The sequence below is a fragment of the Methylobacterium nodulans ORS 2060 genome, from assembly GCF_000022085.1.
GTDB lineage: Bacteria > Pseudomonadota > Alphaproteobacteria > Rhizobiales > Beijerinckiaceae > Methylobacterium > Methylobacterium nodulans.
Genome location: NC_011894.1, coordinates 7,398,641 through 7,417,547, shown reverse-complemented (window position 1 = coordinate 7,417,547; position 18,907 = coordinate 7,398,641). Strand labels below are relative to the sequence as shown.

Genomic DNA, 18,907 nt, shown 5'->3' with positions numbered 1-18,907 from the left:
CGAGCCATAGCCTGCGCTGTCATCAGGCAGCGTCCTGCGCCAGCCGATACGGAGCAGCCAGCGCGGCGATGGGAAGCTTCCACGCTTCGCTGATGGCGCGGATCTGATCGAGGGTGAGATGGCGCTTCCGGTTCAGGATCTCCGAAGCCCGCGACCGCGATCCGAGAAGCTCTGCAAGCTCGGCTTGCGACCGACCCATGTCCTCGATCGCGAACCGTAGGATCTCGACCGGATCGGCCGCTTCGACCGGATGGTGCTCGTTCTCGTAAGCTTCGACCAGGGTCGCGAGAACGTCGAGCTTGTCTCCTTCAGGGGTACCGAGGGGCGCCCCCCAAAGACGCTCAATTTCCTTGAGCGCTTCGGCATGGTCGGTGTCATTGCGAATGGGGCGGATATCCATGGCAACCTCTTAGTATTGCGATACGGTCAGGGCATCTACAGCATCGTACTCAGCATGCGCGCCGAGGAACTTCACGAACACGATCTGTTTCTCGAAATCGAAGGCCGCGATCAGGCGGTAGTTGCCGCCGGAGATCGGGAAGCGGACGCGATCTGCGTTCAAAACCTTCGCCTTCGGGAAGGCAGACTGCACTTCAGACATAGAAGCAAAGGTCCCGGCCTTCATCACGGTATGCCACCGGATCAACGCCACCTTCGCGGCCGGATGCTTATCTGCGTAGTCCCGGAGGGTGCTGAAGGCGATGATCCGCATTCCCATGACGTAGCATGTTCCCGAATTGGGAACAAGAGGCGGACTGCTTCAAAGCTCAGAGGAGGGCTCGCACGCCTTTCGATCGTCCTCGTCGAACACGTGTTCAGCCACAGTGTAGGGAGGCCCTTCGAACCAGCCCATCGCCTCGGCCTCGGCGCCCGAGACCTCGCGGGTCATGGGCTTCCGTCCAGGCGTCAGGGTCGTGATTTGGGCCGCGTCCACCTGGATCGCTACGACCACACCGGTGCCGATGTCCGTGCAGCGCCAGCGCTTCCCACCACACAGGAACTCACCGCGGAGCCCGTGACCTGATGGATCCCGGCCGGACCGACAAGCGGGTCATTTTCCGCAGGCGTGTGGCCGTGCCGAAGGCCAGCGGCAACGGCACCAACCGCGAGTTCCGCGACCTCTTCCCCTGCTGGGCCGCGTGGCGGCCGCTCACGGGCCGCCGGCTCGCCGAAGCGGGCGGCGTGACCGACGGGATCGAGGGCGCGATCGTGGTGCGCGATACGCCCCGCACCCGCGACCTCACCGTGGCCGACCGCGTGATCCTTGACGGGCGGGACATGGCGCTGGAGTCGGTGCCGATCGGCGAGCGCAGCGGCTGGCTCACCATCAAGGTCTCGCGGCGGGTGGCGGGCTCGACGTGATCGGCGGCCTGTTCACCGCCGGCCGGCTCGCCTGGTCGGCGGTCACCGGCGTTGATGCGCTGGTCGACACGCTCGCCCGCATGGGCGTGAAGCTGGCCCTGCGCAGCCGCGCCATCGACCGCAGCGTGGCCGAGGACATCGTCGAGCGCGCCCGCGGCCGCGTGCCCCGCGACACCGGCCGGCTCTATTCCGGGATCGCGGTCACCGAGCGCGACGGCGTCTGCGGCGTGATCGCGAGCGCGGTCCACCCGGACGACCCCCGGGAGATGGATTACGCCTTCCTGGTCGAGCACGGCACGCGGCCGGGGGTGCGGGGCCAGCGCATCGCCGATCCGGACTTCTACCGCACGGCGGCCGGCGGCCGCGGCGGGATCAACCCGGCGACGGGGCGGCGCTTCCGGGTGGCGAACGCCAACCGGCGGTCGCAGCGCACGCATCCCGGCACCAAGCCGCAGCCGTATTTCTGGCCCGCGGTCGAGGAGGGGCTGGCGGCGCGCGGGATCGCCATGGCGGACGTCATCGCCGACGTCGCCGGCGAGGAGGGGTTCTAGATGCAGGCCTCCCCCGAGCTGACCTTCCTGACGGCCGTGCTGGCACGCTTGCGGGCGACATCGGTGGTGAACAATGCCGTCCGCGGCCGGATCTTCGACGACGTGCCGGACGAGGGGGATCGGAAGCCGCCCTGGATCCACGCCGGCCCGATGAATGCCCAGCGTGTCGAGATGGGCTGCTCGGCCGCCTGGGACCTGCGCCTGCGGCTCTACGTGGAGTCGGCGGCCTTCGACCGCGACGAGGCCTGGACGATCGCCCGGGCCGCCATGCGGGCGCTCGAGGGGCAGGAGCCGCCTGCGGCCGACGGCTTCACCGATCGCCTGACCATCCGCCAGTCCGGCGACGTCATCGATCCGCTCGCGGTCAAGTCCGTGTTCTTCGACGTCGCTACCCGCCTAATCGACGTCTAGGGTCAAAATCCAATCAGCTTGGCTGCTCGACGACCGCTCTTGACCCTTCTGAGACGTTAAGCTTCGCTCGCTTGAAGGCCGGGATCTAGCTGCAACCTGAACTACATCGACGCAAACTCCTGATCCACGGCGATCAATGCGTCGGCAAAACAGCGCTGCCGCCCTCATGTGCGTGGCCTGTTCTCACCCCTCAGGACGCTCGCGAATTTGCGTCATTGAACCGCGTGCAGCATTTGCCAGCTCGGCAATTCGGCTATCGGCTCGGCGGAGCCGCCGACAGAGCTCTCGGTTGATATTCTGCATTACCATCGCATACGCGTAGATGTCGGCCTTGTAATACGTGTACAGGTTTCGGGCTGTGATCTCGTACAGCCGTACTGGACTCTCCGCGACGAGGGTGGCTGATCGGTTCTGCACTTCGATGAGCGTCATTTCGCCGAAAAAATCACCAGGACCGAGATGGCTTATATCAACCACGCACCCCGAATCCCCGAGCTTGCTCACTACGAGCTCTCCGGAGTGAACAATATACATTGAGCGCCCCGGCTCTCCTTCCGCTATGACAGTGGCACCTGCCTCGAAGCGGCGCTCGACCAGCATCGAGATCAGGAGATCGAGACTCGCGTCTGAGAGGCCACCGAAGAAAGGTGTATCGACCAAGAACGCCTTCAGCTCGGGCGAACTGATAGCCATCAGCCTATTACACTCCCGCTTCCGGAACTCGGCCGCGCCGCATCTTTGTGGACTCTCCGTCCGTCCGCAAGTTTTTTACACGTCTGGCTAGGGCGCAAACCGGACGTTCAGTGGGCGACCAACGAACGACCGCAATCCACCGAGGCTGTGTGAAAACGGCTGCCGCCCGGGAGCGTGTAGAACGATCTCCTCCACATCGAACGATGGCCGAGGGCAAGATCACATATACTTCTACACGCCGGCCATATTGGGGAAGAGTTTACTATGTCATCCAGGCGAACCGCCGTTTTCACACGACCTCCACCCATAGCGACCCTTGTACAGCCAATCTGATTGGGTTTTGACCCTAGCGCCCCGAACACAAGGAGATCGAGGATGTCTCAAGCCGTTCCGTTCGGCGGAAAGGACCTGCGCTTGTTGCGCAAGTCCAGCGCCGCCGATGACAATCCGACGTTCCTCTGCACCGTCACGACCAAGGATCTGACCAAGACCTGGGAATACGACTACGCCACGGTGCCGGACTGCGACAGCCCGGACGCGCTGCCGGCCCGGCGCAGCATCAAGAAGATGAGCGCCTGGAGCGTCAACGCCTCCGGGATCGCCGATGCGAAGTCCTACCGCGAGCTCGACGCGGCCGCCGAGGCGGACACCCCGATGTTCGTGCGGATCCTGGTCGCCAGGCCCGCCGCGGCCGGCGGCGGCCATTGGGACGGCGCGGTCTGGTTCGAGAACCTGAAGATCGAGTCCCAGGACATGGGCGTCGTGAAGTTCTCCGCCCAGCTGCGCGGCGAGGGACCGCTCGCCTGGACCAACGCGACGCCGTGAGGCTTAGGAGCACACGCGATGAGGACGGACACCTCCCGCACGGCGCACTACGCCGAGTTCGCGGGCCGGCGGCGCAAGTTCGAGCTGCGCCTGGGCGAGATCGGCGAGCTCGAGCGCCGCTGCGGTGCCGGCATCGGCGCCATCATGCTGCGGCTGGCGAACCACACCTTCTACGGGGCCGACGTGCGCGAGACGGTGCGGCTCGGCCTGATCGGCGGCGGCGAGGACCTGGCCGGCGCCGAGGCGCTGATGCGCTACACCGTCGACGGCTTCCCGCTCAGCACCCACCTGCAACTCGCGGCCGACATCCTGTCGGCGGCGGTGGCCGGCGTGGAGCCGGAGGGAAACGGCGAGACGGAGGGGAGGAGCGACGCCCCGGCGACCTCTCCGTCTGGTACCGCGCCGGGGGCATGATGGGGCTGACGCCCCGGCAGATCGACGCGCTGGCGATCGCCGAGATGATCGCGATGGGCGAGGGCTTCCGCGCCTTCCACGGCGCCGAGGACCGCCCTGAGGAGCCGGACCTGGACGAGTTCTACCGAGCGCTCGCCGAGGCGCGGGGAGGCTGATCCGTGAACGCTCCCCTGACTATCCGCTTCGCCTCGGACATCTCCGGCGCGAAGGCCGGGATGCAGGACTTGGCCGCCGCCGTCGTCAGCAACATGACCAAGGTGTCCGCCGCGACCCTTGCCAGTATGCAGAACATGGACAGGCTCGGCCTCGCGTTTCAGCGGCTCAGCGGGTCTGTCGGGGCGATCCCGAGGATCGCCAATGACCTCGCCGCCGGTGTCGCCGCCTACGTCGTGTTCAAGCTTGCGCTGGACGGGCTCACGGCTGCCGCGAAGGCCGCCAGCGACGCCCTCGAGAGTACGGCGAAGATCGGCGATGACGCGGCACGGCTCGGCGTGTCGACGACCTTCCTGCAGACCTATCAGGCTCAGGCACGGGCTCTGAAGGTCGATGTCGATGATCTGACGCAATCCTTGGAAACGGCGAAGGCAGCCTTCACCGTGAAGCTGGGCGAAGGCGGCGTCGATGCGCGCAACCAGAGCAGCTTCGAGGCCCGTCTTCGTCAGCACATGGCGGTGGGGAACGTCACACAAGGCCAGATCGACAGCGTCGCCAACGCCATCGGCACCGAACAGAAGTTTCGCGCCGCACTGGATGTCATGATCCAGATGCAGGCGACGGGAAGGGAACTCGCCGCGCTGGACTTGGCGTCCCGCCTGTTCCCGCCCGGCATCGTCGACCGGATCCGCAGCGGCGAGATCGAACTCGACCGGTTCAAGAAGAGCATGGATGATGTCCGAAATCCGGACCTCGTCCTGTTGAAGCCGGAGGAGATCGCGCGAGCGCAAGAGCTGCAGCGGCGGCTTGAGGATGCTCAGGCCACGCTCGATCGCGTGGGCAAGGAGTTCTATCAAGACCTGGTGCGAGCAGGGGCTCGCCTCAAAGAGGATGCGATCATCTGGAAAGAGACGATCGCCGCCGGGGCGCAGATCCTCCTGACTGCGACACGGGGGGCGCAGCGGGCGGCCGCGGAGTATCAGCAAGGGGGAGCCGGTCTCTCGGCGGGACCGCGGAAGCCGTCGCTCGGCGCCGAGCTCGGCGCCATCGCTCCGCCTCCGAAAGCCGTCTCGACAGGCAGGTCGTTCGGACCAACCGACCAAGCCTACGAGAACGCGGTGACCAAGCTGCGCGGCAATCTCGGCAACAAGACCCTGCTGGACCAGGCCGCCCGTGCATCCGATGCCATGGCGAGCGGCATCCGGCAGAAGCGGGACACCTCGAACCCGCTGGTCAGCGCCAAGCCGCACAAAGCCGGCGGCGCGGACGGGGTAGACCCGCTCGAGGCCTTCATCGGTCAGATCGAGAAATCCGCGGCGGCCATCAAGGCGGAGGTCGCCGCCTACAGCAAGTCGAATGCCGAGAAGCAGATCGCGATCAATCTCGCAAAGGCGGAAGAGCAGGCCAAGCAGAAGGGCGTCACGCTGACGGACGAGCAGATCCGGCGCATCAAGGAGGCCTCGGCCGCGACAGCCCAGTACAAGGACAAGCTTTCCGACCTGGAGCAGGTGGAGCGCCAGGCGGCCGAGACGGCCCGCACCTTCGGCGACGCGCTGGCCAACGGCCTCGCGGATGCGGTGCTCGAGGGCAGGAGCCTCGGCGACGTGCTGATGAACTTGGAGAAGCAGCTCGCCCGCTCCGCGCTCCAGGCTCTGTTCACGGGGCAGGGGCCCTTGGCCGGCCTTCTCGGGACGGCCCCGGCCGCCAGCGCGGGCTCGAACGCCGTCGGCGGCCTGTTCGGCGAGATCACGAACTTGTTCCGCGCCAATGGCGGGTCCGTCGAGGCCGGGCGCGCCTATACGGTGGGCGAGCTCGGGCGCGAGCTGTTCGTGCCGAACCAGGACGGGCGGGTGATCCCGATCGCGCGCGGCGCCGGCCCGCCGGCCGCACCCGATGGCGCGAGTCGCGCGCGGCCGATCCAGGTCAGCATGGTGGTGCAGACGCCCGATGCGCCGAGCTTCGCGCGTTCCGAGGCCCAGATCACCGCTGCCCTCTACCGGGCAGTGCAGCGGGGCATGCGGTCGGGCTGATGGCCGCGCCCTTCCACGAGGTGCGCTTTCCCCTGAGCCTCTCCTACGGCTCGCGCGGCGGGCCCGAGCGGCGCACCGAGATCGTCACGCTGGGCTCGGGCGACGAGGAGCGCAACAGCCTCTGGCGCCACTCCCGCCGCTCCTACAATGCCGGCCCGGCCCTGCGCCGGGCCGAGGACATCGCCCTGCTGCTGGCCTTCTTCGAGGAGCGCCGCGGGCCGCTCTACGGCTTCCGCTGGCGCGACACCTTCGACCATGCCTCCTGTGCGCTTGGCCAGCAGCCGGCTCCCACCGACCAGCCGCTCGGCACCGGCGACGGCAGCACCACGGTGTTCCCGCTCGCCAAGACCTATGGCGGCGCCTTCGCTCCCTATCTCCGCCCCATCCTCAAGCCGGTCGCCGGCTCCGTGCGCATCGCGGTCGCCGGCACCGAGCTGCCGGCCTCCGCCTTCCAGGTCGATCCCACCACCGGGCGCGTCACCCTGGCCGCGGCGCCGGCGCCGGGTGCTGCCGTCACCGCCGGCTTCCTGTTCGATGTGCCGGTGCGCTTCGCCAGCGACCGCCTCGAGATCGACCACCAGGCCGTGCTGGCCGGCGTGGTCGCCGACATTCCGGTGATCGAGCTGCGCCGATGAAGACCCTGCCGCCCGGCCTCGCCGCCAGCCTCGCCAGCGGCGTCACCACCCTGTGCCGCTGCTGGATCCTCACCCGCAGCGACGGCCAGCGCCTCGGCTTCACGGATCACGACGAGGACGTCCTCTGTGACGGCGTGCTCTGCTCGGCCGAGAGCGGCGCCACCGGCAGCGCCCTCGAGCAGAGCGCGGGGCTCGCCGTCGACAGCCTGGAGATCATGGGCGCGCTGAGCAGCGGGCGCCTGGCCGAGGCCGAGCTCGCCCGCGGCCTCTACGACGGTGCCGCCGTCGCGGTGTGGTGGCTGGACTGGGCCGCCCCGGCCCATGCGGTGCTCATCCTGTCCGGCACCATCGGCGAGGTCTCGCGCGGCTGCACCGGCTTCACCGCCGAGGTGCGCGGGCTCGCCGATCGGCTGGCTCAGCCCTGCGGCCGGCTCTACCAGCGCTCCTGCGATGCCCTGTTCGGCGATCCCCGCTGCGGGATCGACGCCACATCGGCCACCTATCAGGGCAGCGGCCGCGTCACCGCCGTGCGCTCCGCCCGCGCGCTCGTCGCCGCGGGCCTCGAGGCCTACCGCACCGACTGGTTCACCGCCGGCCACCTGGTCTGGGCCTCCGGCGCCAATGCCGGGGCAGTCGTCGAGGTGCGCGCCCACCTGCGTTCCGGAGCGAGCGCCTTGCTCGAGCTGTGGGAGCCGATGCCGGCCCCGATGGCGGCCGGCGACAGCTTCACGCTCACGGCCGGCTGCGACAAGTCCTTCACGAGTTGCCGGGCCAAGTTCGGCAATGGCGTCCACTTCCGCGGCTTCCCGGATCTGCCGGGCAACGACTACGCGGTGTCGGCCAGCCCGGCGGGAGCGCAGAATGACGGCGGACGCCTCTGATCGCACCCGCGCGCGGGTCGTTGCGCTCGCCCGGACGTGGCTCGCCACCCCCTACCATCATCAGGCCGCGCTCAAGGGGGTGGGCTGCGACTGCCTCGGCCTGCTGCGCGGCGTCTATGCCGAGCTGTACGGCTGCGCGCCCGAAGCGCCGCCGCCCTACAGCCCGAGCTGGGCGGAGGACCACGGCAGCGAGACGCTGCGCGAGGCGGCCCGCCGCCACCTTGAGGAAATCCCGATCCCGCAGGCGGAAGCCGGTGACGTGCTGCTGTTCCGCTGGCGCGACGGGCTGCCGGCCAAGCACTGCGCCATCCTCTCCGGCCCCAGCCGGATGATCCACGCCTATGACGGCCATGCCGTCCTGGAGAGCGGGATCCCGCCGGCCTGGAGCCGGCGCATCGCGCATGCCTTCCGCTTTCCGGAGATCGCCCGATGAGCACGCTGGTGCTGTCCTATGCCGGCAAGGCGGTCGGCACCGCGCTCGGCGGGCCGCTCGGCGGCGTCCTCGGCGGGATCGCCGGGGCCGCCCTCGGCGGGGTGGCCGATCGCGCCCTGTTCGGCGCGCGGCCCAAGCCGCAGATCGCCAGCGGGCCGCGCCTGTCCGAGCTCTACGTCACCGCGTCCAGCGAGGGCGCGGCGATCGCCCGCGTCTACGGCCGCACCCGCGTCGCCGGCCAGATCATCTGGGCCACCAGGCTCAAGGAGACCCAGGCCGTCGAGACGGTGAAGACCCGCGGCGGCAAGGGGATGCCGCAGCCGAAGACCTACAACGTGACGTACAGCTACAGCGTCAGCATGGCGGTGGCCTTCTGCGAGGGGCCGATCCAGGCCCTCGGCGAGGTCTACGCGGACGGCAAGCCGATCCGGCTCGCCGACTACCAGGCCCGGCTCTATCTCGGCACGGAGGATCAGCTGCCGGATCCCAAGATCGAGGCGATCGAGGGCGCGGCCCCGGCCTACCGGGGCGTGGCTTATCTCGTGTTCGAGGATCTGCCGTTGGCCGCCTTCGGCAACCGCGTCCCGGTGATCACCGCCGAGATCATCCGCCGCCCGCCCGCCGCCAGTGCACGGCCCGCGCTGGAGGAGCTGATCACCGCCGTGACCCTGATCCCGGGCATGGGCGAGTTCGTCTATGCCACCGCCCCGGTGACGGCGCGCGAGTTCGGCGCCATTGCCGGGCAGAACACCGTCTCGGGCGGGGTCGATCTGCTGAAGGCGCTCGATCAGCTCCAGGCCGAGGCGCCGCGCTGCCGGCACGTCGCGCTGGTGGTGGCGTGGCACGGCACCGACCTGCGGCTTGCCGCCTGCCGGATCCTGCCGAAGGTCGAGACGGCCGCCAAGAGCACGGATGTGCCCTGGCGGGCCGGCGGCCTGTCGCGGGCGCAAGCGTCGGTGGTGAGCCGGGACGCGGACGGCGCCCCGCTGCTCGGCGGGGCGCCCTCGGATCTTTCGGTGGTGCAGGCGATCGGCGAGCTGAAGCGGCGGGGCTTGTCGGTCACGCTCTACCCGTTCGTGATGATGGACATCCCGGCCGGGAACGGCCTGCCCGACCCGTATGGCGGGCCCGAGCAGGCGGCGTTTCCCTGGCGCGGGCGCCTCAGCTGCGATCCGGCGATCGGCCGCCCGGGCAGCCCGGACAAGACCGCGGCGGCCGCCGCGCAGGTGGCGGCCTTCTTCGGCACGGTGAGGCCGGCCGATCTGGCCTGGACCGGCGCGACCGTCAGCTGCGCCCGGGACGAGTGGAGCTTCCGCCGCTTCATCCTGCACTGCGCCCGTCTGGCCGAGGCAGCGGGCGGGGTCGACAGCTTCCTGATCGGCTCGGAGATGGTCGGGCTGACCTCCGTGCGCTCGGATGCCGCCACCTTCCCGGCCGTGGCGCAGCTCAAGTCCCTGGCGGCCGACGCCCGCGCCATCCTCGGCGCCGGGGCTGCAATCGGCTACGGCGCCGACTGGAGCGAGTACGCCAATTATCGCCCGGCTGACGGCACGGGCGACCTCTACTTCCACCTCGATCCGCTCTGGGCGGACAGCAACATCGACTTCATCGGCATCGACAACTACATGCCGCTCGCCGACTGGCGCGACGGCTTCGATCATCTGGACGCGCAGGATCACAAGGCGATCTACGATCCGGAGTATCTGACGCAGAACATCGCCGGGGGCGAGCTGTTCGACTGGTACTATCCGACGCTCGCCGACCGCGACGCGCAGAACCGGGTGCCGATCACCGACAGCGCCCATGCCGAGCCGTGGGTGTTCCGGATCAAGGATCTGCGCGCCTGGTGGCTCAACCCGCACCACGACCGGCCCGGCGGCGTCCGGCAGGAAGCCGCCACCGCCTGGCGGCCCCAGTCCAAGCCGATCCGCTTCACCGAGGTGGGCTGCCCGGCCGTCGACAAGGGCGCCAACCAGCCCAACGTCTTCGTCGATCCGAAATCCTCCGAGAGCTTCCTGCCCCATTACTCCTCCGGGCGGCAGGACCTGATGATGCAGCGCGCCTACCTCGAGGCGACGCTGCGCCACTGGCAGAGCCCGGACGGCAACCCGGTCTCGACGGTCTACGGCGGCCGCATGGTCGATCCGCAGCGGCTGTTCGTGTGGACCTGGGATGCGCGGCCCTTCCCCGAGTTCCCGCGCCAGGTTTCGGTCTGGAGCGACAGCCCGAACTACAGCCTCGGGCATTGGCTCACCGGCCGGCTCAACCTCGGCCTGCTGCCCGACGTCGTCGCCGATCTCTGCGCCGGCAGCGGCGCGCCGGTCGACGTGTCGGCGCTGCACGGCCTCGTGCACGGCTACACCGTGGCCGAGGTGCAGGCCCCGCGCGACAGCCTGGCGCCCTTGCGCACCGCCTACTTCTTCGATGGGGTCGAGAGCGGCGGCGCCATCCACTTCCGGCCGCTCGCGCAGGCTCCGGTGGCCCACTTCACCGAAGCCGATCTGGTCGCCTCCGGCGCCGGGCCGGATTACCGGCGCACCCGCACGGACGAGACCGCGCTGCCGGCCGCGGTGGCGCTGAGCTACCTCGATCCGGCCCGCGCCTACCAGAGCGCGGCCGTCGAGGCGCGCCGCGCCGCCGGCCGCTCGGCCGCGGTGTCGCGGACCGCGCTGCCGCTGTGCCTGGAGGAGGGCGCCGCCCGCGGCTTGGCCCAGGCGCTGCTCTATCAGGCGGTGGTGGAGCGCGAGGCGGTCGGCGCGGTGCTGCCGCCCTCGGCCCTGGCCCTGGAGGCGGGCGACGTCGTCAGCCTGACGCTGGCCGGCAGCCGCACCGACTACCGCCTGACGCGGCTGGGCCTGGAGGCGGGCCGGCCGGTGAGCGCGGTGCGGGCGGACAGCGGCGTCTATGCCTACCGGGACGGCAGTGCCAGCGGGCGGGCGCCGGCCCCGCCGGCGACGATCGGGGTCGGGCTGTTCCAGGCCCTGGACCTGCCGCTGCTGCGCGCGGACGCGGTGGCGCATGCGCCGTACTTCGCCGGCTACACCGCGCCGTGGTCGCCGATCGCGGTGCTGCGGGCGCTCGGCGGCGGGCCGTTCGCGGCGGATGCGGTGGTGGCCGCCCGCTCGATCATCGGCCAGCTCACGGCCCCGCTCTCCAGCGGCCCCACCCAGCGCTGGGACCGGGTCTCGGCGCTCGACGTGCAGGTGCCGGCCGGGGCCGAGCTCACCTCCGCGCCGGAGATGGAGGTGCTCAACGGCGCCAACGCGGCGGCCCTGCTCACCCCCTCGGGCGAGTGGGAGATCCTGCAATGGGCCACCGCCACCCTGCTGGGGCCGGGCCGCTGTCGGCTGACCACCTTGCTGCGCGGGCAGCGCGGGACCGAGTTCGCCCTGGGCGACCCGACCCCGGCCGGGGCGCCGTTCGTGGTGCTCTCGGAGGCCCTGGTGCAGTCGAACATGCCCCTGGCCAGCCGGGCCCTGCCGCAGGTCTTCCGCTGGGGGCCGGCGGCACTGCCGCCGGAGGATGCGAGCTATGCGGGCGCCACCCTGACCATCGCGGGGGCGGGCCTGCGCCCCTACGCCCCGGTGCAGGCCCGGCTGCGGCGCCAGGCGAGCGGCGACCTCGTGCTGAGCTGGATCCGCCGCACCCGGCTCAACGGCGATGCCTGGGAGCAGACCGAGGTGCCGCTCGCCGAGGAGACCGAGGCCTATGCGGTCGAGATTCGCGACGGGATGACGGTGCTCCGCACGGTCCAGACCGACACGCCGCGCCTGACCTACACGGCGGCCGAGCAGGCGGCGGACTTCGGCGGGCCGGTGCTGCGCCTGTCCATCGCCATCCACCAGCTCTCCGCAACCTACGGCCGCGGCGCGGCCCTGAGGACGACGCTCCATGTCTGACGCAACGCCGCTGCTCGCGCTGCCGCTCCTGCAGGCGGCGCAGGCGCAGAAACACGTGACGCACAACGAGGCACTGCTCGGCCTCGACACGCTGGTGCAGCTCGCCGTCCTCGACAAGGACCGGCTCGAACCCCCGGCAAGCCCGGCCGAGGGCGACCGCTACCTGATCGCCGGAGCGAGCCCGAGCGGCGCGTGGACGGGATGGGCGGGGCGCATCGTCCGGTTTCAGGACGGCGCGTGGCGATCCTTCGTTCCGCGGCCCGGGTGGTTCGCCTGGGTCACCGATGAGGCGGACCTTTACACCTACACGGGCGGTGCGTGGGTCGGGTTCCGGGCCACGCTCACGGCGCTGCAGAACCTCGCCCGCCTCGGGATCGGCACCACGGCGGATGCCGCCAATCCGTTCGCGGCCAAGCTCAACGCGGCGCTGTGGACCGCGCTCGCCCGCGCCGAGGGCGGCACGGGCGACCTGCGCTACACCCTCAACAAGGACGCGCCCGCCAACACGCTCTCGCTGCTGTTCCAATCCGGCTGGTCCGGCCGGGCCGAGATCGGGCTGACCGGCGACGACGACCTGCACCTGAAGGTCTCGGCCGACGGCAGCGCCTGGATCGAGGCGCTGCGGATCGACCGCAGCACCGGCGGGCTCGTCGCCGGCCCGCTCGCGGCGGGCGCGCTGACGTACGGCAAGGCGAGCCGGCTCCCCGCCGCGACGAACCTCGACACGCTCACGACCGCGGGCTTCTACGACGGCGCGCAGCTCGTCAACGCGCCCACGGCCGAGTGGTGGTACATCGAGGTCCAGACCCACTCGAACAGCAGCCTCTACGCCCTGCAGCGGGCGACGCGGCTGAACGACGCCGCCGCGCGGGAGACCTGGCAGCGCGTCCGGGTCGCCGGCCGCTGGAGCAGCTGGGATCGCCTCTGGACCTCGGCCAGCTTCGATCCGACCACCAAGATGGACAAGGCGGGCGGCAGCTTCACGGCGGGCATCACCGTCCCCGGCGCCGTGGCCGTCAGCGGCCTTGCGGGCGAGGTGGCGTGGGCGGACCGCTGGAGCGGCGCCGCGCGCTGGGTGGTGTACGCGGCCGGCGGCCCGCTGCGGGTGTACCGGGACGACACCGGCGACCTGTTCTGGTTCACCGAGGCCGGGTTCCATCCGTCTGCCGACAACGCCAAAGCCAGCGGGCTCGCCCCGAACCGGTGGAGCACCGTCTACGCCGCGACCGGCTCGATCAACACCTCGGATGCCCGCGAGAAGACCGGGGTTGCGCCGCTGACCGAGGCGGAACTCGCGTGGGCGAGCGATCTCGCCAAGGAGATCGGCACCTTCCAGTTCCTCTCCGCAATTGCCGAGAAGGGCGCGGAGGGGGCGCGGCACCACATCGGCCTGACGGTGCAGCGGGCGATCGCGCTGGGGCAGGCGCGCGGCCTCGACCCGTTCCGCTACGCCTTCATCTGCTACGACAAGTGGGACGCCGAGCCCGAGGTCTCCGAGCCGATCCTCGGCGAGGACGGAGAGCCGAGCGGCGAGACCCGCGTGCTGTCGCCCGCCCGGCCGGCCGGCGACCGCTACGGCTTCCGGCCGGATCAGCTCGCGCTGTTCATCGCCCGCGGCCAGGAGGCCCGCTTGGCGGCGCTCGAAGCCCGCCTGAGCTGACCCCAGCCTGAGGTCCGGCAGGCCGGCTCGGCCGGACTTCGGCTCCCCCTGATCCCCACCCCTGGAGAGACTCGATGGCTGCGTCGCGCTTCGACGCTGCGCTCGCGCGCGTGCTCGCGCACGAGGGCGGCTGGTCCGATCATCCGGCCGACCCGGGCGGGCCCACCAACCTCGGGGTGACCCTCGGCACGCTCTCGGCCTGGCTGGGGCGGCCGGCGACCCGGGCGGAGGTGAAGGCGCTGACGCCCGCCTCGGTGGCGCCGCTGTACCGGGCGCGGTTCTGGGATGCGGTGCGCGGCGACGCCCTGCCGGCCGGGGTGGACCTCGCAGTGTTCGACTTCGCGGTGAACAGCGGCGTGAGGCGGGCCGCGATGGCGCTGCAGCGGGCGCTCGGCGTGGCGGATGACGGGCGGATCGGCCCGGCGACGCTGGCGGCGGCCGCCCGGGCGCCGGCCGCGCGCACGATCCGGCGGATCTCGGCCGACCGGCTCGCCTTCCTGCGGCGGCTGTCCACCTGGCCGAGCTTCGGCCGCGGCTGGGGGCGCCGCGTGAGCGAGGTCAGGGCCGCGGCCCTCGCGATGGCGGCCTCGGCTCCGACCGCCGCCTCCAAGCCCGGGTGGCGGCGCTGGACCGCCCGGCTCTCGGCCTGAGCCGTCCCGCGCGCCGCCGGGTCCCGCGGCGCAGACACCGGAGAGAGACCATGACGAAGTTCCTGACGCCGGGCGTGGTGACCGGCCTGCTCTCGGCCGCGGCGATCGGCGCCAGCCTCGCCGGCAAGCCCGCGCTCGCCGCCTTCCTCACCGACCCGTCCACCGCGGCGAACGTGCTGGCGGCCCTGGGCGCGATCGGCGCGCTCGCGGCCGGCCTCCTCAAGGGCGTGCGCTCGTGATCCCGGCGCTCTTCCCGCAAGCGGGGAGGGCGCCTCCTGTGGCCTGAGCTGATGGTCAGATGGTGAGGATCCGATGACCCAATCGACGGCTGACCCCGCCGGCGGGGCAATCATCCTGCCGAAGCGAGCCTCCCTGTGGGCGGTCGGGGCCGTGCTCGCGAGTGCCGCCGCGCAGCTGGTCTGGGCCGGCTCCTATGCGGCCAAGATCGAGTCGCGGCTGGAGGATCTGTCCGCGAGCGATACGCGGATCCTGACGCGTCTGGACGAGCGCTACGCCACCGTGTCGGGGCGGGTCGAGAGCCTGGAGCGTGACCGCGACCGGCTGGTGCGCCTCGAGGAGCAGGTGCGGATCGCGACGGACCTGCTGCGGGAAATCCGGCAGGAGATCCGGGCGCCGCCGCGGCGCTGACGCCGATCGGCCGCTCGAAATATGCATCCGCTCATGCGCCCCGGGCTCCGGCCCGGGGCGCTTTCGCGTTTGGGGATGACCGCGTTTCAGGTGCGGGGATCGCCGCAAATAACCTTTACGGTTCAAACAAGCGGAAATTCCCGCACCTACGCCATAATACCTTGAGAGGCCTTGGATATTCCGGAACCTCTGCGGGCACCACCTCCCGTTTGGAGAACGCTGCATGCCGCCAGAGCGGCATCCGTTTCGCCGGACGATGCTCTACGAGGCCGAACGACTGAAATCCAGGCGTGTGCCCGTATAGGCGCGCACCAGCTTGTTCGGCAGTTCGGCCTTGGCAATCTCGAAAGACGACGCTGGTGTCGCCGATGGGCCTCGCCGCCGCCAAGGACCAGTGTGACCGGCTCGTCGCCGAGGCTCATCAGGCGCTCGCGGCCTTCGGTGTCAAGGCTGATATGCTGCGCGCGACGGCGGATTTCGTGGCGCGGCGCGACCGGTAGGAGCGTTCCTGTCGAGACGGGGCCAAGCCACCGCTTCGGCAAGCAGGCAGGTCTGCTGCGCCGCATCAGCCGCTCGGCTCGGTGACCCGCGGCGCCGTTTGGACGGCGAGAAAGGCGGTGGTTTCCGCCGCGAGGCCGGAAAAATGAACCATCTGCCAGGAGGCCCAGCATTCGAACTCGTCGGCGAAGTCCTCACTCATCGTCACGAGGCGGCCGCTCGGACCAGTCGCGAACCAGCCCCGCCGCTCAGCTTCGCCGAGAAGATTGCCGATATGGGCGGGTGAGACCTGGAAGCGTCGCGCTAGGGTCCGGTAGCTCAGGGCAACCGGCGGCGAAGCACCGGGCAGGTTTTGCGCGTAATGGGCGCAGAGCACCGCATTCAGGAGCAGATAGCCGCAGTCGCGCCCGGCAAAATGCAAGATGCGGGGAAAGGGGTGAATGAGCGTGCCATGGGCCAGGACATAGGCCGCCGAGCGCCGCAGAACGTCGCCGAGCGCATGTTCATCCGTGACGAGCAGGGCGGCGCGATTCTGCGATGGCACCTCCAGCCTGTCGGCTGCTGCGACGAAGAGCCGAGCCGATCGGCCGATCTCTTCGATCATCTCCCGCGCTGGCCGCAGATGTCTGATGCGCCGGTCGTCAGGATCAGGTTCGGCAAGGATGAGATGGCCAGCCTTGAGAGCCGCGACGAGGCCTGCCGTCTGGCGGGCGCTTGAGCCCGCGACCCGCTGCAGGGCGGAGAGGGTCGGCGGCGGTCCCTCGCCATGCTGCCACGCGTAATAGTTGTGGATCAGCATGTAGCAGACGATGTAGCGGCGCATCTGGTCGAAGAACTTGTAGACCGGCCATTGCGCCGGGGCTCCCTCCGCCATGCCCCGACAATATCCGGCGAGGGTGGCCCGGAAGCTCGGATGCATGCGCAACCGCTGCGCCGCGGCCTCGAAGCCAGCGGGCAAAATAACGGCGGGACGATCGGTGGTCGCCGCCTGGTCCGTCGCATTCCGCCGTCTGCGCACCGAGGCCCGAACCCTGCAAAGTTTGGACTCTGATCGGCTGTCCCATTGAGAGATATATGATTCGGGCTGGGACGCCGATGCGCATCGGCGACGACGGCCCGCGCCGGACAATGGCGCAGAGGACCGATCGAGGCTGTGCCCGGCTTCGTTCCCGATGCCCGTTGCAGCCCGTTATCCAGACTCCGGGAGGACGACTTCAATGTGCGACGACCATCGGCTTCACTTCTCGCGACGGGGCATGCTCATGGCTGGCGCTGCGGCCTGGGCCGCCCTTCCGGTGTTGCCGAGCGTCGCGCAGCAGAATGCGGCTCCTGCCGCTCTGAGCCCTGACGCGGCGATCAGGCGCCTGATGGACGGCAATGGGCGTTACGTCGCCAACTCACCTGCCAACAAGGATTTTTCCGCCGGACGCGTTGCCCGGGTCGCCAAGCAGCATCCCTTCGCCGCGATCCTGAGTTGCGCCGACTCGCGGGTGGCGCCGGAACTCGCCTTCGACGAAGGGCCCGGCGAGTTGTTCGTCGTGCGCGTGGCCGGCAATTTCGTCAACGACGATGGCCTCGCCAGCCTCGAATACGGCGTCAAATTCCTCGGCATTCCGCTGATCATGGTGCTTGGCCACACCAATTGCGGCGCGGTCGATGCCACAATCAAGGTCCTGCAGGACAAGGCCACCCTCCCAGGCCATCTGCCGGCGCTCGTCAACTCGATCAAGCCAGCCGTGGAGGTCGCAAAAAAGACGGCCGCGCCCAACCTGCTCGACGCGGCGATCACCGAGAACGTGCGTTACAACGTCGAGCGGCTCAAGCAGGCCGGCCCCATCCTCTCGGGCTTCGTCGCGGACGGAAAGGCCAAGGTGGTCGGCGGCGTCTACGATCTCGCCAGCGGCAAGGTGAGCCTTGTCTGACCACGATCGCGTCATCGCGATCCTGCTCTCAAGATGCCGAACGGCTGAAATCCAGGCGCGTGCCCGTATAGGCGCGCACCAGCTTGTTCGGCAGCTCGGCCTTGGCGATCTCGAAGAACGGCTCCCCCGTGCAGTGGAGCGGAACAATGTAGTCCGGCCCGATCTCCTTCAGGGCCGCGACGGTCTGGCGGAGATAGTCGGGCGGGTAGGGGGCGAGGTGGAAGCCGCCGATGACCGCATGCACCTTCTCGACGCCCGAGACCGCCTGTGCCTGTCGGATCGCATTGACGACGCCCCGGTGGCTGCAGGAGGTCAGGACGATGAGGCCGCGCCCCTTGAGGTTGAAGGCGGTGGCGATCTCGTGCCGGAACTGATCGGGAATCCAGCCCGGGCCCTGATCGGCTTGCGCCACCCGGTCGGGATAGCAGCCCGAACCGCCCGTCACCCCGAGCCGCATCGCGCTCGGCGAGAGCAGCTTCTCGAAGCTGCGCTGGTCGATCTGGCCCGACGTGAAGCCATGGCCCGCCACGAGGGCAGGACGCTCCGTCGCCGTGACGGTCAGCCGCGCATCCTGAAGGGCCTTGCGGTCGATGACGCCGAAATCGCCCTTGACCGGGGGCGCTGTCCATTCGCGGGCGCAGAAGCAATCCTCGCCGCCGACATGGAACGGTAGTCCCGGCCTGATCTGCCCCTGATGGCTCGCGAGGAAGCCGGCGAGCCCCCCGAAATGGTCGTAGTGACCATGGCTCAGCACGAGGGCGTCGAGCTCGGACGGCTTCACCCCGAGCAGCGTCAGGTTGGTGGTGAGCGCCTGCGGGGTGAAGCCGAAATCGACCAGGACGCGGCGGGTCTCCTCGCCGCGCCGCGAGGTCACGTGCAGGGAGAGGCCGAACTCGCTGACGAGGGTCGGGCCCGGTGGGTGATCGGGGGAAATGCCCCAGCCGAAATGCTGGACGGCCAATCCTTCGAGCGTCCGGCTCGGCGCTACGGCGAACTGGTAGCTGTCGGTCACGATCCGCACCGATACGGCGTCGAGCTCCGGCACCGGCCCAGCGATCGCCTCGGCGCGCACAGGGCGGGCCCCACCGAGCAGATCCGCCAGCAGCAGGCTGAACGCCGCGGCCCCGCCCCCGCAGAGCACGTCCCGCCGCGCCGGATCATCGCAGACGAGACGCGATCGCATGGTTTCCCGAGCGTCGCGCTGGCCCGAATCGGGTGCAGGATCAATCACGACAGCCATTG

The 18,907-nt window shown here is 70.0% G+C and carries 23 protein-coding genes; 17 read left to right on the top strand and 6 right to left on the bottom strand.

The features are described 5' to 3' along the window. Positions 1 to 22: 22 nt before the first annotated feature. From MNOD_RS34655 to MNOD_RS50180, 3 genes are read right to left on the bottom strand one after another with little or no spacing between them, the layout of a single operon-like run. Entirely contained in the window at positions 23 to 400 is a 378-nt protein-coding gene (locus tag MNOD_RS34655; protein ID WP_015933624.1) for a helix-turn-helix domain-containing protein, read from the bottom strand. Between the two features lie 9 nt (positions 401 to 409). Next, the gene (locus tag MNOD_RS34650) at positions 410 to 712 is read right to left on the bottom strand and encodes a type II toxin-antitoxin system HigB family toxin (protein WP_043752892.1); all 303 of its coding nucleotides are present in this window, start codon (positions 710 to 712) and stop codon (positions 410 to 412) included. 48 nt (positions 713 to 760) lie between these two features. Next, entirely contained in the window at positions 761 to 889 is a 129-nt protein-coding gene (locus tag MNOD_RS50180) for a hypothetical protein (protein WP_015933622.1), read from the bottom strand. Between the two features lie 134 nt (positions 890 to 1,023). Between MNOD_RS50180 and MNOD_RS34640 the strand changes: the two genes are divergently transcribed. Genes MNOD_RS34640 through MNOD_RS34630 form a run of 3 tightly spaced genes read left to right on the top strand, consistent with a single transcriptional unit; the run spans position 1,024 to position 2,324 of the window. Next, on the top strand, positions 1,024 to 1,362 hold the full coding sequence (locus tag MNOD_RS34640) for a head-tail adaptor protein (RefSeq protein WP_015933621.1): 339 nt from the start codon (positions 1,024 to 1,026) through the stop codon (positions 1,360 to 1,362). Further along, a complete protein-coding gene (locus MNOD_RS34635) occupies positions 1,359 to 1,913 on the top strand; it encodes an HK97 gp10 family phage protein (protein ID WP_015933620.1) in 555 nt (184 codons plus the stop codon). Before MNOD_RS34640 ends, MNOD_RS34635 begins: the two co-directional genes overlap by 4 nt. Further along, positions 1,914 to 2,324 (top strand): DUF3168 domain-containing protein, encoded by a 411-nt coding sequence (locus MNOD_RS34630; protein WP_015933619.1) that lies wholly within the window; start codon positions 1,914 to 1,916, stop codon positions 2,322 to 2,324. A gap of 183 nt (positions 2,325 to 2,507) precedes the next feature. Here MNOD_RS34630 and MNOD_RS34625 read toward each other — a convergent pair whose 3' ends face one another. After that, positions 2,508 to 3,017: a cyclic nucleotide-binding domain-containing protein gene (locus tag MNOD_RS34625; RefSeq protein WP_015933618.1), complete on the bottom strand. Its 510-nt coding sequence runs from the start codon at positions 3,015 to 3,017 to the stop codon at positions 2,508 to 2,510. A gap of 375 nt (positions 3,018 to 3,392) precedes the next feature. On the opposite strand from MNOD_RS34625, the gene MNOD_RS34620 reads away from it, so the two are divergent. From MNOD_RS34620 to MNOD_RS47380, 13 genes are all read left to right on the top strand, one after another. Beyond that, positions 3,393 to 3,842, top strand: a complete 450-nt coding sequence (locus MNOD_RS34620) for a phage tail tube protein (protein WP_015933617.1) — start codon at positions 3,393 to 3,395, stop codon at positions 3,840 to 3,842. 18 nt (positions 3,843 to 3,860) lie between these two features. Next, the gene (locus tag MNOD_RS34615) at positions 3,861 to 4,256 is read left to right on the top strand and encodes a gene transfer agent family protein (RefSeq protein WP_015933616.1); all 396 of its coding nucleotides are present in this window, start codon (positions 3,861 to 3,863) and stop codon (positions 4,254 to 4,256) included. Next, positions 4,253 to 4,411, top strand: coding sequence for a hypothetical protein (locus tag MNOD_RS47385; protein ID WP_157091624.1), 159 nt, complete (start codon positions 4,253 to 4,255; stop codon positions 4,409 to 4,411). Before MNOD_RS34615 ends, MNOD_RS47385 begins: the two co-directional genes overlap by 4 nt. 3 nt (positions 4,412 to 4,414) lie before the next feature. Further along, positions 4,415 to 6,439 carry a phage tail tape measure protein gene (locus MNOD_RS42040; RefSeq protein ID WP_015933614.1) on the top strand — a complete coding sequence of 675 codons (2,025 nt, stop codon included), beginning with the start codon at positions 4,415 to 4,417 and terminating at the stop codon, positions 6,437 to 6,439. After that, positions 6,439 to 7,074 carry a DUF2460 domain-containing protein gene (locus tag MNOD_RS34605; RefSeq protein ID WP_015933613.1) on the top strand — a complete coding sequence of 212 codons (636 nt, stop codon included), beginning with the start codon at positions 6,439 to 6,441 and terminating at the stop codon, positions 7,072 to 7,074. The genes MNOD_RS42040 and MNOD_RS34605 overlap by 1 nt, the downstream gene beginning before the upstream one ends. Further along, positions 7,071 to 7,955: a DUF2163 domain-containing protein gene (locus MNOD_RS34600; RefSeq protein ID WP_015933612.1), complete on the top strand. Its 885-nt coding sequence runs from the start codon at positions 7,071 to 7,073 to the stop codon at positions 7,953 to 7,955. The genes MNOD_RS34605 and MNOD_RS34600 overlap by 4 nt, the downstream gene beginning before the upstream one ends. Continuing rightward, on the top strand, positions 7,936 to 8,388 hold the full coding sequence (locus MNOD_RS34595) for an NlpC/P60 family protein (RefSeq protein ID WP_015932913.1): 453 nt from the start codon (positions 7,936 to 7,938) through the stop codon (positions 8,386 to 8,388). Before MNOD_RS34600 ends, MNOD_RS34595 begins: the two co-directional genes overlap by 20 nt. Further along, the gene (locus MNOD_RS34590; protein WP_015933611.1) at positions 8,385 to 12,287 is read left to right on the top strand and encodes a baseplate multidomain protein megatron; all 3,903 of its coding nucleotides are present in this window, start codon (positions 8,385 to 8,387) and stop codon (positions 12,285 to 12,287) included. The genes MNOD_RS34595 and MNOD_RS34590 overlap by 4 nt, the downstream gene beginning before the upstream one ends. Further along, complete coding sequence (locus tag MNOD_RS44530; RefSeq protein WP_015932915.1) at positions 12,280 to 13,947, top strand: DUF2793 domain-containing protein; 1,668 nt, start codon at positions 12,280 to 12,282, stop codon at positions 13,945 to 13,947. The genes MNOD_RS34590 and MNOD_RS44530 overlap by 8 nt, the downstream gene beginning before the upstream one ends. 74 nt (positions 13,948 to 14,021) lie before the next feature. Further along, on the top strand, positions 14,022 to 14,597 hold the full coding sequence (locus MNOD_RS34580) for a glycoside hydrolase family 108 protein (protein ID WP_015933610.1): 576 nt from the start codon (positions 14,022 to 14,024) through the stop codon (positions 14,595 to 14,597). 50 nt (positions 14,598 to 14,647) lie between these two features. Beyond that, entirely contained in the window at positions 14,648 to 14,836 is a 189-nt protein-coding gene (locus tag MNOD_RS34575; RefSeq protein ID WP_015933609.1) for a hypothetical protein, read from the top strand. A 73-nt stretch (positions 14,837 to 14,909) separates the two neighbouring features. After that, complete coding sequence (locus tag MNOD_RS34570) at positions 14,910 to 15,245, top strand: hypothetical protein (RefSeq protein WP_015933608.1); 336 nt, start codon at positions 14,910 to 14,912, stop codon at positions 15,243 to 15,245. A 359-nt stretch (positions 15,246 to 15,604) separates the two neighbouring features. Next, complete coding sequence (locus MNOD_RS47380; RefSeq protein ID WP_157091623.1) at positions 15,605 to 15,745, top strand: hypothetical protein; 141 nt, start codon at positions 15,605 to 15,607, stop codon at positions 15,743 to 15,745. Between the two features lie 65 nt (positions 15,746 to 15,810). On the opposite strand, the gene MNOD_RS34565 is transcribed toward MNOD_RS47380, so the two are convergent. Continuing rightward, complete coding sequence (locus MNOD_RS34565) at positions 15,811 to 16,872, bottom strand: hypothetical protein (protein WP_244424617.1); 1,062 nt, start codon at positions 16,870 to 16,872, stop codon at positions 15,811 to 15,813. 88 nt (positions 16,873 to 16,960) lie between these two features. On the opposite strand from MNOD_RS34565, the gene MNOD_RS34560 reads away from it, so the two are divergent. Further along, positions 16,961 to 17,665 carry a carbonic anhydrase gene (locus tag MNOD_RS34560; RefSeq protein ID WP_015933605.1) on the top strand — a complete coding sequence of 235 codons (705 nt, stop codon included), beginning with the start codon at positions 16,961 to 16,963 and terminating at the stop codon, positions 17,663 to 17,665. 28 nt (positions 17,666 to 17,693) lie between these two features. Here MNOD_RS34560 and MNOD_RS34555 read toward each other — a convergent pair whose 3' ends face one another. Then, complete coding sequence (locus MNOD_RS34555) at positions 17,694 to 18,848, bottom strand: MBL fold metallo-hydrolase (protein ID WP_043752874.1); 1,155 nt, start codon at positions 18,846 to 18,848, stop codon at positions 17,694 to 17,696. Positions 18,849 to 18,907 lie beyond the last annotated feature (59 nt).

Coding starts and splice junctions, on each gene's coding strand:
- MNOD_RS34655 (WP_015933624.1), bottom strand. CDS start 400: ATGGATATCCGCCCCATTCGCAATGACACCGACCATGCCGAAGCGCTC.
- MNOD_RS34650 (WP_043752892.1), bottom strand. CDS start 712: ATGCGGATCATCGCCTTCAGCACCCTCCGGGACTACGCAGATAAGCAT.
- MNOD_RS50180 (WP_015933622.1), bottom strand. CDS start 889: ATGACCCGCGAGGTCTCGGGCGCCGAGGCCGAGGCGATGGGCTGGTTC.
- MNOD_RS34640 (WP_015933621.1), top strand. CDS start 1,024: ATGGATCCCGGCCGGACCGACAAGCGGGTCATTTTCCGCAGGCGTGTG.
- MNOD_RS34630 (WP_015933619.1), top strand. CDS start 1,914: ATGCAGGCCTCCCCCGAGCTGACCTTCCTGACGGCCGTGCTGGCACGC.
- MNOD_RS34625 (WP_015933618.1), bottom strand. CDS start 3,017: ATGGCTATCAGTTCGCCCGAGCTGAAGGCGTTCTTGGTCGATACACCT.
- MNOD_RS34620 (WP_015933617.1), top strand. CDS start 3,393: ATGTCTCAAGCCGTTCCGTTCGGCGGAAAGGACCTGCGCTTGTTGCGC.
- MNOD_RS34615 (WP_015933616.1), top strand. CDS start 3,861: ATGAGGACGGACACCTCCCGCACGGCGCACTACGCCGAGTTCGCGGGC.
- MNOD_RS47385 (WP_157091624.1), top strand. CDS start 4,253: ATGATGGGGCTGACGCCCCGGCAGATCGACGCGCTGGCGATCGCCGAG.
- MNOD_RS34605 (WP_015933613.1), top strand. CDS start 6,439: ATGGCCGCGCCCTTCCACGAGGTGCGCTTTCCCCTGAGCCTCTCCTAC.
- MNOD_RS34600 (WP_015933612.1), top strand. CDS start 7,071: ATGAAGACCCTGCCGCCCGGCCTCGCCGCCAGCCTCGCCAGCGGCGTC.
- MNOD_RS34595 (WP_015932913.1), top strand. CDS start 7,936: ATGACGGCGGACGCCTCTGATCGCACCCGCGCGCGGGTCGTTGCGCTC.
- MNOD_RS34590 (WP_015933611.1), top strand. CDS start 8,385: ATGAGCACGCTGGTGCTGTCCTATGCCGGCAAGGCGGTCGGCACCGCG.
- MNOD_RS44530 (WP_015932915.1), top strand. CDS start 12,280: ATGTCTGACGCAACGCCGCTGCTCGCGCTGCCGCTCCTGCAGGCGGCG.
- MNOD_RS34580 (WP_015933610.1), top strand. CDS start 14,022: ATGGCTGCGTCGCGCTTCGACGCTGCGCTCGCGCGCGTGCTCGCGCAC.
- MNOD_RS34575 (WP_015933609.1), top strand. CDS start 14,648: ATGACGAAGTTCCTGACGCCGGGCGTGGTGACCGGCCTGCTCTCGGCC.
- MNOD_RS34570 (WP_015933608.1), top strand. CDS start 14,910: ATGACCCAATCGACGGCTGACCCCGCCGGCGGGGCAATCATCCTGCCG.
- MNOD_RS34560 (WP_015933605.1), top strand. CDS start 16,961: ATGTGCGACGACCATCGGCTTCACTTCTCGCGACGGGGCATGCTCATG.
- MNOD_RS34555 (WP_043752874.1), bottom strand. CDS start 18,848: ATGCGATCGCGTCTCGTCTGCGATGATCCGGCGCGGCGGGACGTGCTC.